Source organism: cyanobacterium endosymbiont of Rhopalodia gibberula (genome assembly GCF_003574135.1).
Lineage (GTDB): Bacteria > Cyanobacteriota > Cyanobacteriia > Cyanobacteriales > Microcystaceae > Rippkaea.
In genome coordinates, this window is the sequence record NZ_AP018341.1 from 1,949,742 (window position 1) to 1,964,872 (window position 15,131).

9 protein-coding genes are annotated in these 15,131 nt (G+C 35.9%); 3 read left to right on the top strand and 6 right to left on the bottom strand.

Translation table 11 applies throughout. The features are described 5' to 3' along the window. Nucleotides 1-589: 589 nt before the first annotated feature. The 3 genes from gyrA to RGRSB_RS10760 all read right to left on the bottom strand — a co-directional run bounded on the left by gyrA (nt 590) and on the right by RGRSB_RS10760 (nt 7,410). A complete protein-coding gene (gene gyrA, locus RGRSB_RS06230; protein ID WP_119260305.1) occupies nt 590-3,172 on the bottom strand; it encodes a DNA topoisomerase (ATP-hydrolyzing) subunit A in 2,583 nt (860 codons plus the stop codon). 1,605 nt (nt 3,173-4,777) lie between these two features. Next, nucleotides 4,778-7,180, bottom strand: coding sequence for an endonuclease MutS2 (locus tag RGRSB_RS06240; protein ID WP_119260307.1), 2,403 nt, complete (start codon nt 7,178-7,180; stop codon nt 4,778-4,780). Between the two features lie 98 nt (nt 7,181-7,278). Next, nucleotides 7,279-7,410: a hypothetical protein gene (locus RGRSB_RS10760; protein WP_269460770.1), complete on the bottom strand. Its 132-nt coding sequence runs from the start codon at nt 7,408-7,410 to the stop codon at nt 7,279-7,281. Nucleotides 7,411-8,335: 925 nt separating this feature from the next. On the opposite strand from RGRSB_RS10760, the gene murD reads away from it, so the two are divergent. Next, nucleotides 8,336-9,688, top strand: coding sequence for a UDP-N-acetylmuramoyl-L-alanine--D-glutamate ligase (murD, locus tag RGRSB_RS06245; RefSeq protein WP_119260308.1), 1,353 nt, complete (start codon nt 8,336-8,338; stop codon nt 9,686-9,688). Between the two features lie 8 nt (nt 9,689-9,696). On the opposite strand, the gene secF is transcribed toward murD, so the two are convergent. From secF to RGRSB_RS06260, 3 genes are all read right to left on the bottom strand, one after another. Next, nucleotides 9,697-10,623, bottom strand: coding sequence for a protein translocase subunit SecF (secF, locus tag RGRSB_RS06250; RefSeq protein WP_119260309.1), 927 nt, complete (start codon nt 10,621-10,623; stop codon nt 9,697-9,699). A 111-nt stretch (nt 10,624-10,734) separates the two neighbouring features. Then, entirely contained in the window at nt 10,735-12,147 is a 1,413-nt protein-coding gene (gene secD / locus RGRSB_RS06255) for a protein translocase subunit SecD (protein ID WP_119260310.1), read from the bottom strand. A 71-nt stretch (nt 12,148-12,218) separates the two neighbouring features. After that, complete coding sequence (locus tag RGRSB_RS06260) at nt 12,219-13,202, bottom strand: alpha-ketoacid dehydrogenase subunit beta (protein WP_119260311.1); 984 nt, start codon at nt 13,200-13,202, stop codon at nt 12,219-12,221. A gap of 126 nt (nt 13,203-13,328) precedes the next feature. Here RGRSB_RS06260 and RGRSB_RS06265 point away from each other — a divergent pair, with 126 nt between their 5' ends. Together RGRSB_RS06265 and hisG are read left to right on the top strand one after the other, a co-directional pair. Beyond that, nucleotides 13,329-14,081, top strand: a complete 753-nt coding sequence (locus tag RGRSB_RS06265) for a DUF364 domain-containing protein (RefSeq protein WP_119260987.1) — start codon at nt 13,329-13,331, stop codon at nt 14,079-14,081. Between the two features lie 170 nt (nt 14,082-14,251). Then, a complete protein-coding gene (gene hisG / locus RGRSB_RS06270) occupies nt 14,252-14,896 on the top strand; it encodes an ATP phosphoribosyltransferase (RefSeq protein WP_119260312.1) in 645 nt (214 codons plus the stop codon). Nucleotides 14,897-15,131 lie beyond the last annotated feature (235 nt).

Here is a 15,131-nt window from a genome sequence, read left to right on the forward strand (position 1 = left end):
ATTTTTAACAGATTTATAACAAAAAAATTATATAAGATTGTAGAGATTAATTTTATTGATTCTACTCCAGAAAAATCTGTTGTTGGGCTCAAAGTAAAGCATAATTATTTTTTAAAAACTTAGTTAGATAAGATAAAAATCCTGTAGGATAGTATTAATAATTTAAACTGAATCTGATTCCAAACAATTGTGGCAAATATTGACTTTTAAGTTTCAGACAACACAGCGCATAAATTTAATTTACAAATTATTTAGAGACCGAGAATATATTACTCACTAACTCTTTTAAAGGCTCTATAAATGTAAAAATCCACATCTATTAAATTAGAATCAATAAAAATTGATTGATAACTAGTACCAACTCTAACACGAGTTATTTCTTGAAGTTAATATGAATTTTATTTTAAAAGATTTACAAAAAAATATGTAATTATAAATTATGATTATAAGTTTGTTATTGTTACGCCAATTTTCATCACTTCGATTCAGAATAATTACTATTTTCTCTTAAAAAATCTTATATTTAAGTCAATTTGTAAAGGCTTAACTTATAGTAGGGATTAAGAATCGTTAACCCCTACTCATAAATTTATTCCTCTTCACCTTCGTTTACTTCGTTACTTTCTCCCTCTTGGGCGGCTTGAGGAACTAACGCAACAGCAGCAATTGCGTCATCATCGTCTAACCTTTGTACCCGAACTCCCGTAGCCATACGAGATTGCAGAGAAATAGCATTAACCGCTTGACGAATAATAATCCCTCGGTTAGACACAATCATCAACTCGTTATCTTCATTCACAATATGCAACGATGCTAAACGATCAGTTTTAGATTTAAACTTAATGGCTTTTACCCCCATTCCTGCACGATTTTGAAGACGGAATTTATTAACAGGAACCCGCTTTCCATACCCTCCATTAGTAATAGCTAATACCCACGGGCCACCAGTGGTTTTTTCAGTTTCGAGTAATTCTTCGGTTTCGAGTAATTCTTCGTCTTCCTCCTCTTGTGCATTCTCTATTCCGACTATCACTTGACTTGAAAGAATATCCATACTAATGAAGTTATCGTCTGACTTTAACTTCATGGCTTTAACTCCTCGTGTGGATCGTCCTAGGGGTCGCAATTGCTGGTGATTAGCGTGAAAATGAATGGCCATTCCCTGGCGTGTCCCAATAATAATGCTATCTTCTGCCCTGGCCAGTCTTACCCAACGCAGTTGATCTCCTTCTCCTAAAGAAATAGCAATTAACCCGTTGGCGCGAATATTACTAAAGGCGGCTAAGGCTGTTTTTTTGATGTATCCTTTACGAGTCAACATAATGAGATATATATCTTCGCTAAACTCACTGACCGCTACAATAGAGGTGATTTTTTCGTCTTTGGGAATGGGTAACATTTGGACTATGGGCACTCCCCTGGCGGTTCGAGAGGCCGCGGGAATTTGATAAGCAGGAATACCATAGACGACACCGCGATCACTAAAAAATAGCACTTGATTGTGGTCACAACAGCTTAAGAAATGTTCTACTACATCATTTTCTTTTATTTTTGCTGCTGCTTTACCCCGCGTTGCCCGACTTTGCGCTCCAAAGGTACTGACAGGCATCCGTTTAATGTATCCTTGTTCTGTAAGGAGAATGATAGCTTGCTCATTAGCAATTAAATCAGTATCAATGATTTCTCCGTCGTCACGGATGATTTCAGTACAACGAGAGGTAGCATGGATAGATTTAATTTGCCCGAGTTCTTCTTTGATAATAGTTTCGATACGTTCGCGCTTAGCTAAAATATCTTGTAAATCGGCGATTTTTGTCTGCAGTTCTTTGTGTTCAGCGTGAATCTTATCAGCTTCTAAAGCAGTAAGACGACGCAGTTGCATTTGTAAAATAGCGTCTGCTTGAACCACAGAAAGACTAAATTGTTCAACTAACTCTTCTTTGGCAGTGACTGTATCAGCAGCTTGACGAATTAACCGAATAACTGCATCTAAGTTATCCAAGGCGATTAGTAACCCTTGTAATAGATGATCCCTTTCTTCAGCTTTGCGTAACTCGTATTTAGTTCGTTTAGTGATGGTCTCGATACGAAAATCAAGGAAAACTTGAAGAAACTCTTTTAGAGTAAGTAATTGTGGTTCTCCATTGACTAATGCCAGCATATTAGCCCCAAAATTGCTTTGAATTGGGGTTTGTTTATAAAGGTTATTGAGAACAACACGGGGATAAGCATCCCGCTTGAGTTCAATTACAATCCGCATTCCTTCGCGATCACTCTCGTCTCGAATATCAGAGATCCCTTCAATACGTTTATCGTTAACTAGATCAGCAATTCGTTCAATTAAAGCTGCTTTGTTAGTTTGATAAGGTAATTGGGTGACGATAATAGCTTCGCGATCAGGTTTTCCCTTTTGTTCAACGGTGGCAATAGTAGCCACCCCTCGCATGGTAATTGAACCACGTCCAGTGGTGTAAGCATCCTTAATACCTGATCTTCCCAATATTTGTCCTCCAGTGGGGAAATCGGGTCCAGGAATAATTTTTCTCAGTTTTACCTCTTCTATTTCTGGTTCATCGATCAAAGCTACGGTTCCATCGATCAATTCTCCTAAGTTATGGGGAGGTATATTAGTCGCCATTCCTACTGCAATTCCAGAAGAACCATTAAGTAGTAATTGGGGAATCCTAGCCGGAAGCACGACAGGTTCTTGTTGCGAACCGTCAAAGTTGTCAGCGAAATCGACTGTTTCTGATTCAATATCTCTTAATAAAGCATTCGTTGATAACGATTGTAGACGACACTCCGTATAACGCATAGCTGCAGGGGGATCATTATCTACTGACCCAAAATTTCCATGCCCTTCAATTAGTGGATTTCGCATGGAAAAATTCTGCGCCATCCTTACTAGTGCATCATAAACGGCTGTATCCCCGTGGGGGTGATATTTTCCTAAGACTTCTCCGACCACCCTTGCACACTTTCGGAAAGGGCGTTCAGGGATCAACCCTAGTTCGTACATGGCGTAGAGAATACGACGGTGGACTGGCTTTAACCCATCTCTAGCATCAGGTAATGCTCGTCCTACAATGACGCTCATGGCGTATTCCAAGTAAGAACGGGACATTTCATTACTCAAGTCTGTGAGAATAATCCGATCTTGAGAGGCAGTCATAGGGTAATCAACTCCATTAAAGGTTGCAGATTAAGAGAATATTGTCTTAAAAAGAGACAAAAAAGGCCTAACTAAAGGCCTAATTTTAATTCAGATAATTAGATTTATTTTTATATCCTTTCATATTTTAACATAACTACACCCCAAATAATAGGTTCTACCTAATCTATTATTTGGGTAAAATTAACACTCTAATGAAGAAATAACAGAGAATAGATTTTAACTTTCTAGTTTTCTGATTAAATCAATAATTAATTGACTTTCCTCTTTTAAGAAAGTTAAAATTATTTCCATTTTATTTCCCTAGTACTCTCCAGCTATTTTGATATTATTAAAGTTTTACTAACCCTAATAATATCAAAGTCGAAAATATAAAGATAAAGTTTGATTATTAATAATTAGCTTGTCAAAAACTATAATTAGTGTATAAACACTATTATAATAGGTTTTGTGTTTAAACTTAATCAAACTAAATTCAATACCTCCACTTAGTTTATTGCTATCGCATCAAATACTAAACTTAGTTTAATAAATGAAATTTTAAATTTGGAAAATACTAATATAACCCATTATTGTATTTTCATTCTTTTAATTTTTTTTAAAAAAATAGCAGTAAGTGAGTTTTTATTAAAATTTAATCGTTAAAAAATAAATTAATTGTAAGCAATTATCTTAAGATAAAAACTATTTTTTTAAAAAAAATTATTGTAGTTAAATAAAATTTAATCAATATGGAAATAAATCCACAAGAAAGTTTAGTTTTTTAAAAAAAACTCTGATATATTTAATGTAATTAAAGTAAATTGCTAACTATTTACTATCATTAAATGATTTTTTTTAAATCATATAATGATAGTAAATCTAGATAAAGTAGTGCAAGTAAAATTTATAAAAACAAGAATATCTGAAGAAATAGTAAAATTGTCAGAAGTTTTATTGAAAAATATTCTTACAAAAATTGAGAAGGTGAATATAAATCTTAAAAATTTTTATGAAAATATCATGAATAAATTAATCCTATTAAGTAAGTTGGAGTAGTAGCATAGTAGATATATATTTTCTGATGAAATAAGTTAATGCCGAATTAGATCATCAAAAAAATTTTTAACTAGAAGCTAAAGAGCTCGTATATATTATTTTTTTTCTTAAAAAGAAAAAATTATGTCAAGATTAAATAAAAGTAAATATATCTTATCTAAGATTAAGATTTAAGCAAATAACAAAGGACTAAAGCAAGCTAGATGTATAAAATTTCACTAATCCTTTTATAAATATCCTAATTTAAATAAAATCAAAGAAATTATTGTCTATTTTGACTAAGAAACAACTAAAAAGATAGTAAAAGGTGTTAATAATAACTTGAAGTTAATTAAAAGTAGATCTTAATAGGTCGAGAAACATCTTCAATATTTAATTATGAAGCTTCTTGAGTTAGCATGTTACTGGCTGATTTTGTATGATCAGTTTGGTCTAACGAAAATTTAGACAGGTTTTGTTCTTTATTTACCTAACCTTTTAATATCTCTTAGAATTAATGATTCCATCGAAATGCTCAATTCTGATGATACTTAATATGATAAGTTGGATTTAAATATTAATAATTAACTATTTTAAATAAGCAATAGTTACTCCTGAGCCGCCTTCATTTTGAGGTGCTAATTCAAACTTATCTATTTGGGGATGTAGCTTTAAAAATTCATGAACCCCTTGACGTAGTTTTCCAGTTCCTTTGCCATGGATAACCCATAAAACCCCTGATTTAGTGGCTTTGGAAATTGCATTTTCTAAATTTGATTCTGCTTCAGCAATGCGACTTCCTCGAATATCTAAAGTATTTTGGGATGTTTTAATCATCGGAATATATTGAGATTTTTCAGTTTTTAATGAAGTAGCAATAGGGACTTTTCTTTTCGCAATAACTTCAACTTTTTTCCCATCTAAAGATTCAATCTTAGTGAAAGAAACGGTCATTTTCATTAATCCAAAACGCACAGTAACTTCTTCCTGTGCTTCATCTATTGCTAATACATCTGCTGTCTGTCCAAATCTTGGTAGTTTAATTGTTTCCCCAACTTGGGGCTTATAAGCAGGTTTACATTGTTCCAGTTTAGATAATTGACGTTCACCAATTTCTCGTAAAGTAGCCGTAGCTTTTTGTGCTTGTTGTCCTGTTTGTTTTCCCTTTTGCAATTGACGAATAACTTGAGCAATTTCTTCTTTCGCCTGGGCAATCGCTTTTTGAACTTCTTGTTCTTGATATTGTTTCAACGACTGTTCTCGTTGTTGCAACGATGAAGCTTTTTCTAAAACTTCTGTATAAAACTTCTTAGTTTGTTGTAACAAGTTACTAGCTTCTTGTGCTTTTTGTTCCTGTTCTCGTCGTTGTTTTTCTAACCCGGCAATAACTTCATTAATTTCTTCAGAGAACCCTCCAATGCGAGTTTTAGCCTCTTCAATAATTTCCATTTGTAACCCCAATCGACCAGCAATAGTTAGGGCATTAGAACGCCCTGGAATCCCCCACAATAAACGATAAGTAGGAGAAAGGGTTCGATCATCAAATTCTACTGACGCATTCTCAAAACGGTCATCTTGATATTTTAACGTTTTCAATTCCCCATAATGAGTACTGGCAATGGTAAGTAAAGCATGATCAGCCAAATAATGAAGAAGAGCGACCGCTAATGCACTTCCTTCTGCAGGATCAGTTCCTGCACCTACTTCATCAAGGAGGACAAGAGAAAAAGAGGGGGCAAGGGAGAGAGTGGTTGTCAGAGATTCTAGAATACGGACAATGCGGCGGATATGACCTGAAAAAGTGGATAAACTTTGCTCAATTGACTGTTCATCTCCAATATCTGCTAAAATTTGTCTAAACCAAGGGATTTTTACAGGTTCTCTGGCAGGAATGAATAAACCTACTTTAGCCATCAAAGCAGCTAAACCGATGGTTTTTAGAGTAACGGTTTTGCCTCCTGTGTTAGGTCCGGTGATTGCTACAACTCGAATTTTTGGATCAACCTGAACATTTATGGGAACAACAGGAGAACCTTGTTCGTGCTGTTGTTGCCAAACAAGCAGAGGATGACGTAGTTGCCGCAGAGTTATCAACTCTCCTTCAGTTGGGTCAATAAATTCTGGAGCATTTCCTTCTAAATATAAGCTATAAAGAGCTTTAGCCGTTGTTAAGTCAAGAACAGTAGCTATTCCAAGTAAATAGTCTAGTTCACTGTAAATAAGAGCAACTTGTTCGGTTAAAGCACGCAAAATAGCTTCTATTTCTACCTGTTCTTGACGTAAATATTGACGGCGTTGGTTACCCCATTGTACGATGGAACTTGGCTCAACATAAATAGTTGCTCCTGTACTAGAGGTATCGTGAACAATACCTCTAATCTGGTCCCTTTTTGGAGCTTTTACAGGAATTACAAAGCGATCACCCCGTTGGGTAATAACAGCTTCTTGGACTGCTCCCCCTTGTTGGTGGATAATATTTTGGAGTTTCTGATAAATTTGATCGCGGACGTCTTTAAGATTTTGACGAATCTCTCCTAATTTGACACTAGCGCGATCAGCGACTTTTCCTGCTTCGTCAATACAATGGTTAATTTTCTGCTCTAATTCAGGATAAGTCCGAATATCTGCCACTAATTTTTCCAAAATAGGACAATCTTCTTGATTATTGATTATTCTCCGCAGTCTCCTCACCCCGGCTAAAGTGGTAGCAATATTAAGCAATTCCTGTCCAGAAAGTATTCCTCCTAATTTAGCTCGTTCTAGAGAGTCTCCAATATCAGTGATCCCATCAAAAGACCATTGAACTTCTAAACTCTGTTCTAAACGATAAATTTCTTTGGTTTGGGCTAATAATTGCTTACTTTCTTCAATAGAATCGGGAATCGATAGTTTCCTGGCGGCTAACACTCCTAGTTTTGTCTCGGCAAAGGTAGACAGGTGTTGACAGAGTCGAGGCCATTCGAGAAGGTTTAAGGTTTCTTGTTGAATCAAAACTTAACGTAAGAATAGTAAATAAAAAAACTTCTGTTTTTACAATGTAACTAATGTTGTTTATAGTGCCAAAGTCAACTGGAAAATTTCAAGGCAGTCTACTCAAGACTATATAAATCACAGACAACTTGATTACGTTTACGTTCCTTAGCTAAATAAGAAAGCTCTATCCATCTTAAGTTATCAACTTTTCCGTTAATGTTTTCCTGTCCCAAAATCGTAGCTACCACCCTTAGACTTATAGTAACATGATTATTGTACAGATAAGAAATTATGAAGGGTTGTTGTAGTGTTTACCTGTTGTTGTATTAATTTATGTCGGGTGTTTACCTTATTACCATGAGTATTTTGTGAAAAAGTAGCGATTTTCCCTTTTTTTAGGGTAAACTACTAAATCTGCTGGACAATTGACGACTGCACAAATGGTTTTCTAAATAATTTATAGCTAATAATTTTTTTATTGACGATAATAAAAATAATTATACAGTTTAAAATAATCTATAAATAACATATAATTTACGAGCAAGCAAACTTTTTCTTTACACTGTTCTTTAACTTATTTTTTTTATACGGCGATAGTTTACCCATTGCGTTAATCCTTCTAAAATTATTAGAACCTCTGATTTTTATTAGTTTATTTTCGATTAATTACTGATTATAGATATTGAAATCTTATCAAGAGTTAAATAATACAATTTATATCTTTTTATTTGAAAAGTTTTTAATTTATTAGTTTTTAACTTTCGATATTAATGATATTAGCAGCGATTTTACATTTTTTATGAATTAATTGTTGAGTTTTTAAAAGATTCATAATTACATATATTAGATATTTAAGTATCTCTAGTCTAACAATAAGATAAATCAAAATTTATCTTATACAGAACTTACTTTATATCATAAATAACTATATATTATCGTTCAAAAAATATATTGCTTGGTAAGTTTATATTGGAATGATATACATAGAAAATATTAAAATTTTTAGGTTATTTTTTGTTATTTTATTAGTCAATTATTAGTAATATAATAGTCATTAATCAGTTAATCAGAAAAAATACTTGAATAGTATTGCTGAAAAATTATAGTAAAAATGATAGTTATTTTGATAAAATCAAGACTACTTTAATCAGGGATAGGTGCAACATTAGGCTTATGGCCATTGCTTATATTATTGGACTAGGAAGATCAGGAATTGCCGCAGCTAGAGTACTGAAAACAGACGGATGGGAAGTAGTTCTGAGTGATCGCGCTAACTCTTTACCCCTACAACAAACTCGACGGATCTTAGAACAAGAAGGGATTACGGTTAAATTAGGACATGAACTAACGTTGATAACGACAGACTCACCTGACTTAATTGTAGTCAGTCCAGGGGTTCCTTTTGATATTCCTTTTTTGGTAGAAGCGCGCGCTCACGGTATTGATGTTATTGGAGAATTGGAATTAGCTTGGCGATATTTACACAGGTTTCCTTGGGTAGGAATCACGGGAACCAATGGGAAAACTACCACCACGGCCCTAACAGCGTCAATTTTTAAAACATCAGGACTCAATGCCCCCTCTTGCGGCAACATTGGTCATGCTGCTTGCGAGCTTGTTCTATCTTTAGAGAAATTTGATTGGATTATAGCTGAAGTTAGTAGTTATCAAGGAGAGTCTTTGAGAAGATTAGCCCCAAAAATTGGTATTTGGACAACTTTTACGGCTGATCATCTTGACCGTCATAAAACCCTAGATAATTATTATGCTATCAAAGCATCTATCCTACATCGGTGTGAATATCAAATCCTTAATGGAGATGATCCTCATTTACATCAAGTGGGATTAAATCAGTGGGCCAATGCCTATTGGACGACTACTAAAGGAAAGGATCATTTACTCTGCACTCCTTCTAAGGGGATCTACGTTCAAGATAATTGGATAGTCGCTTTTGGGGAATTAATCGCGCCTTTGAATCTCTTTAAAATGGTGGGGTCTCACAATCAACAAAACTTATTAATGGCAGTAGGAGCAGCACGATTAGCAGGAATTGAAAAAGGGGCGATTGCTCAGGCAATTCCTGAATTTAAAGGAGTTCCTCATCGCCTAGAATTAATTTGTAATGTGCGGGGAATTGACTTTATTAATGATAGTAAGGCAACGAATTATGATGCAGCAGAAGTTGGCTTAGTTTCCGTCAAATCTCCAGTAATTTTAGTGGCGGGGGGAAAAATAAAAGAAGGGGACAATGACCGTTGGATTAAACAAATTAAAAAAAAAGTTTCTACAGTTTTGTTAATTGGAGAGGCAGCCGAAATATTTTCTCAAAAGTTACAAGAGTCGGGATATGAAGCTTATGAAATAGTAGAAACTCTAGAAAATGCTGTTAAACGAGGATTAGAATTAGGACAGAAACAGAAGGTGAAAGTGGTATTATTTTCTCCGGCTTGCGCTAGTTTTGATCAGTATCAAAGTTTTGAACATCGTGGTGATCATTTTCGACAACTCTGTCAAGAATTAAGTTAATGATTGCTTTAAGATCCTACTGAGGAAAGTGTTCGGTTACGCCACCAAGCTAATAGGGTACTAGCAATAAAAATACTTGAATAAGCCCCAGCAAGAAAACCAATAATCAAGGCGAGGGAAAAATATTTTAGGGTTTCTCCCCCAAATAAGAAAATAGCTAATAATGGTAATATGGTGGTAACACTAGTATTAATGGAACGGGCAAGACTCTGGTTGACGGAAGTTTCTACCGCTTCGTTGATGGAAATATCAGGTTTTTTTTCTATATTATCTCGAATGCGATCATAAATGACTACAGTATCATTAACTGAGAACCCAATTATTGTTAATAGAGCGACCAAAGATAGACTATCAACTTCAATTGCTGTAATTAGCCCTAACACAGCAAAGACTCCCACTGTAATGAAAACATCATGAAAGAGGGCAATAATTGCAAAGAAGGCATAATCAAATTGAAAGCGAACAGTAAGATAGACAATGATTCCGAAGAAAGCTACTAACAAAGCTAGGATTCCTGACTTAAATAACTCTTGTCCCACTGTTGGACCTACTGTATCAATTTGAATGGTCTCAGGGTCAAATTGTCCAATTTTCTTATTTAAGATTTGTTGTAACTGAGTACGTTGGTCAACGTCGAGATTTTTACTCCTAATTGATAGAATGTTGTTTTCTAAAACCTGAATACTGCTGCCATTCAACCCCTGTTGAACAAGAATTTCTCGAACTTTCCCTGTATCGATGGGCTGGTCACAGGTCCCTTCTGCCGCACAGACTAATTGTAACTGTAGTCGAGTTCCCCCTATAAAGTCTATCCCTGGACGTACAGGCGAGTTGAAGGTGGAATAGGAAATTAACATCGCAATGATTCCACCAAGAATAAGAAATGTTGAAATCGACCACCATAGGCGTTCCCATTTAAGAATATGTAATTTCATTGTTTGGTAATCAATAAATTAGTAAACTGCAACAGTTAGGAAATTCATAAACAAAGTTTTTTTCTCTTCTCCTTTGAGGTTCTCACTAGTAAATTCAATTCGAGGAAAAAATTAATTAACGGTTTTAGGTAGATTAGGACAAAATAGTTCAGGTTTTTTACGGACTGAGGGCAATCCTAATACCGTTAGTAATGAAAGAGTTCGGCTACAAGTAACTGCCGTAAACATACTTACCAATACGCCAATAGCAAGGGTGAGGGCAAATCCTTTAACCAATCCCGATCCCAATCCAAACAAAGCACTGCAGGCAATCAAAGTAGTGACATTACTGTCTAAAATACTAGAAAATGCGCGATTAAATCCAGATTCTACAGAGCGATAAAGACTATTTCCAGATCTTAATTCTTCACGAGTCCGTTCGAAAATTAGTATATTTGCATCTACAGCCATACCAATACTTAAGATAAATCCGGCAATTCCAGGTAACGTTAAGGTAACGCCAATCAAAGCGTAAAAAGCTAATGTGTATAAGGTATAAACCCCCAAGGCCAAATTAGCAATCATCCCAGGAAGGCGATAATAAATCGCCATGAAGATTAACACAAGGATCAACCCAGCCACCCCAGCATAAATGCTGCTTCGGATGCTTTCTTGTCCTAAAGTTGCCCCGACAGTACGGTTTTCCACCACTTCTACCGGAAATGGTAAAGATCCCCCGCGAATTTGAACGGCGAGTTCATTGGCACTATCAATAGTAAAATTCCCTGTGATGACAGCACTACCTCCCGTAATCCCAGTATTAGCAAACTCTACACCTACAATTGGAGCACTAATCAGTGTATCATCTAGAAAAATTCCGATACTACGACCAGTTCCCGCCAGATTTTTCGTGAGTTCGGCGAATTTTTTGCCCCCGTCATTATCAAATTCGATAGCCACCTCCCAACTAGTTCCTGCTTGGGTGGGACTAGGACGAGCATTCTTGAGGTTTTTTCCGTTTAAATCGACTGATTCAAACAAATCTAAGATAGCAAGGTTAGATTGTTTAATAGATTGAGTTAATTCGATAACACGTTCAGAATTTTCCTCTAATGTGCCATCACGCCTTAGAATTGCTAATTCTACTTCTAATTGTCGTTTAATCGTAAATTCCGCTTGAAACTGACCTTCAGTTCCTTGTTTTTGTTCTCGAAATTCCAATTGGGCGGTTCCTCCTAGCACCCGTTCAGCTTGTTGAGAATCAGTAACCCCTGGTAACTGGATAACGATTTTATCTTGTCCTAGGGTTTGCACAATGGGTTCAGCTACCCCCAAAGCGTTAACCCTATTCCCCAACACAACTTTCTGTGCTTCCAAGTCTTCTGGACTGATGTTTTGAATCTTGCCAGTGGGTTTAACTTGAATAGTTAACTGCGCCCCTCCTTTAAGGTCTAACCCTAATTGTAGGGGAATAGCTACTAAAATGGCGATCGCCCCAATAGCTAGGGCGGCGATTAAACCAAGGACTAAACGCTGTTGTTGCATGATAATTCCTTTATAAAGTTAGGGAAGAGGGGCAGACCGCAAAAGATGGACTCCTAGTCTTTCCTTTACATTTAAACCTGCAATGCGATTATTTTCCGCACTGCTTCAACAATTTTAGGAGGTTGAACAATAGTTAAATTTTCTAGGTTGCCGTTATAAGGGGTAGGGATGTCTTGGGATGATAAGCGAATAACAGGGGCATCCAATTCATCAAAAAAATTATCATTAATTAGAGCAATTAATTCAGCGGCAATTCCCCCTGTTTTCATGCATTCTTCCACAATAATCACCCTATGAGTTTTACTAATAGAATTCCCAATGGTTTCTAAGTCAAAGGGTTTGAGAGAAATTAAGTCAATAATTTCAGGGTCATACCCTTCTGGTTCTAATTTTTTCAACGCTTGAAGACAATGATGACGCATTCTAGAATAAGTCAATATAGTGACATCTTGCCCGGATCGAACGATTTCGGCCTTATCCAAGGGCACTATATATTCTGTATCGGGAAGTTTTTCTTTGAGATTATAGAGAAGAACGTGTTCAAAAAATAGAACAGGATTTTCATCTCGGATGGCTGCTTTAAGGAGTCCCTTGGCATTATAAGGAGTAGAACAGGCAACAATCTTAAGCCCAGGAACCGCATGGAAATAGGCTTCGAGGCGTTGAGAATGTTCAGCTCCTAACTGTCGTCCTACGCCACCTGGACCACGAATGACCATCGGAATTTTGAAGTTTCCTCCGGAGGTATATCGTAACATCCCTGCATTGTTAGCAATTTGATTAAAAGCTAGGAGTAAAAAACCCATGTTCATTCCTTCGATAATGGGGCGTAACCCTGTCATAGCAGCACCAACAGCCATTCCTGTAAAGCTATTTTCAGCGATCGGAGTATCGAGGACTCTTAGATCTCCATACTTTTTGTAGAGATCTTTTGTTACCTTGTAGGAACCACCATAGTGGCCTACATCTTCTCCTAAAACAAAGACTGTCTTGTCATATGCCATTTCTTCATCAATGGCTTGGCGGAGTGCGTTAAATAATAAAGTTTCTGCCATACATTCACCAGCGAGCGCACTTGTTATCCTATCATTTGAACTTCACATTTTAATCTTTTTGGTAGGCATCGTACCATGAGGTATTTTTTTAGATTATTCTATTAAATGTCCCCTACTTACTCTGAAATGATTAATCCTCAAGAAATTTATGATTTACTCCTAGATTATGGTACCGACACTACACCTATCCGAGAGGTTATCATCGGTTTAACCTGGACCATCTGTCATGGTGAAGAGATTGGACTGTGTATGAGTCCGACTATTCCTACACGTACCCTTTCTTGGTCAGGAACCCTAGTTAATCGAACTATAGCAGATATAGCCCCCTGGTTGCGATCTTGGGATGACTATCAAGCAACGATTGGAATGGCTGCAATTAATGCTGTAATCAATTCTAAGTCTAATCTCTCGGAAAAAAGTCAGCCTGTTCTTTCATCTGGTCCAGCTAATTTAGCAGTCTTTGAGCATTTTCTACCTCAATTGCGAGGAAAACGGGTTTCAGTCATTGGGCGCTACCCAGGGTTAAACCGTTACGAAACTGAAATGGCAATCAATATAATTGAACTCAAACCAAGGTCTGGCGACTTTCCCGCATCTGCATCAGAATACTTATTACCCGAGTCTGACTGGGTATTTCTAACGGGAACTTCTATACCAAATAAAACCTTTCCTCGCTTAGTAGAACTCTCTAGGGATGCAAAATTAGTGTTAATGGGACCAACAGTTCCCTGGTTAGCAGAGTTAGCCGAATTTGGGATAGATTACCTTGCAGGGGTGACCGTTATTGATCCCAACGCTTTACGACAGACTATTGCTGAAGGGGGTGGAGTTAGGATTTTTGAAACAGGGGTTCAGTACCGATTGTATGATTTTTCCTAACTATTTTGTATTTATACAATTTATTAACTTAAACAGAGTTAACATTGTTTCCAGTATTTCATCGATTTTTCTCTTTAACCAACAATAGATTATTAAATTTTCTGGAAAAAAGTATCCTAAACTCAAAAAATATGTGAGACAATCTGGCCATTAATCATAATTAATAGTTTATGTTAACTGTTGCCATCCCCAAAGGTGCACTTTTGTCCGATAGTATTAAACTCTTCCAAGAAATTGGATTAGATTTTGGTGTTTTTCTTGACCCCAAAAATCGTCAATTGCAAATTACAGACTCTACTAACACCGCTAAAGCATTATTAGTTCGGGCGACTGATGTCCCAGTTTATGTTGAATACGGACAAGCACAATTAGGCATTGTTGGCTATGATTTATTACTAGAAAAAACTCCCTTAGTAGCGGATTTAGCCGATCTGGCTTTTGGCTATTGTCGAATGTGTATTGCGGTATCTAAGACTAGTCTTTATAAACGTCCTGTTGATCTTCCCCCTCATGGTAGAGTAGCTTCTAAATTCGTTAATTGTGCTAAAAGTTATTTTTATAATTTAAATTTGCCCATAGAAATTATTACCCTTTATGGATCAGTTGAATTAGGACCTATAACCGGAATGTCAGAAGCAATTGTAGACTTAGTTTCTACCGGAAAAACGTTGAAACAAAATGGCTTGGTAGAAATTGATACGTTGTTTGAAAGTACCGCTCATTTAATTGCCCATCCTCTAAATTATCGCCTGAATTGCGATCAGATTAGTTTTTGGGTTGAAAAGATTAGAAAAATTAAAACCCGTAATTTATAGCGAAGAAATATAGCAAATAAAGCGCAATAGCACGATATTTTGTATATGTATTTTGAGCAAGAAAAGATTAAAAATTAAAACTAAATAAAGATCAAAATAATTATTATCAATTTAACTTGTTGATTCCGAAAATATCAAGAATTTCTATTACAGTCAACGGTAACTCTCTAATTGATAATACTGATATTAGGAATATGACTTTTTCTTTTCTTATTTAAGTGATAGTTTCGGTAAA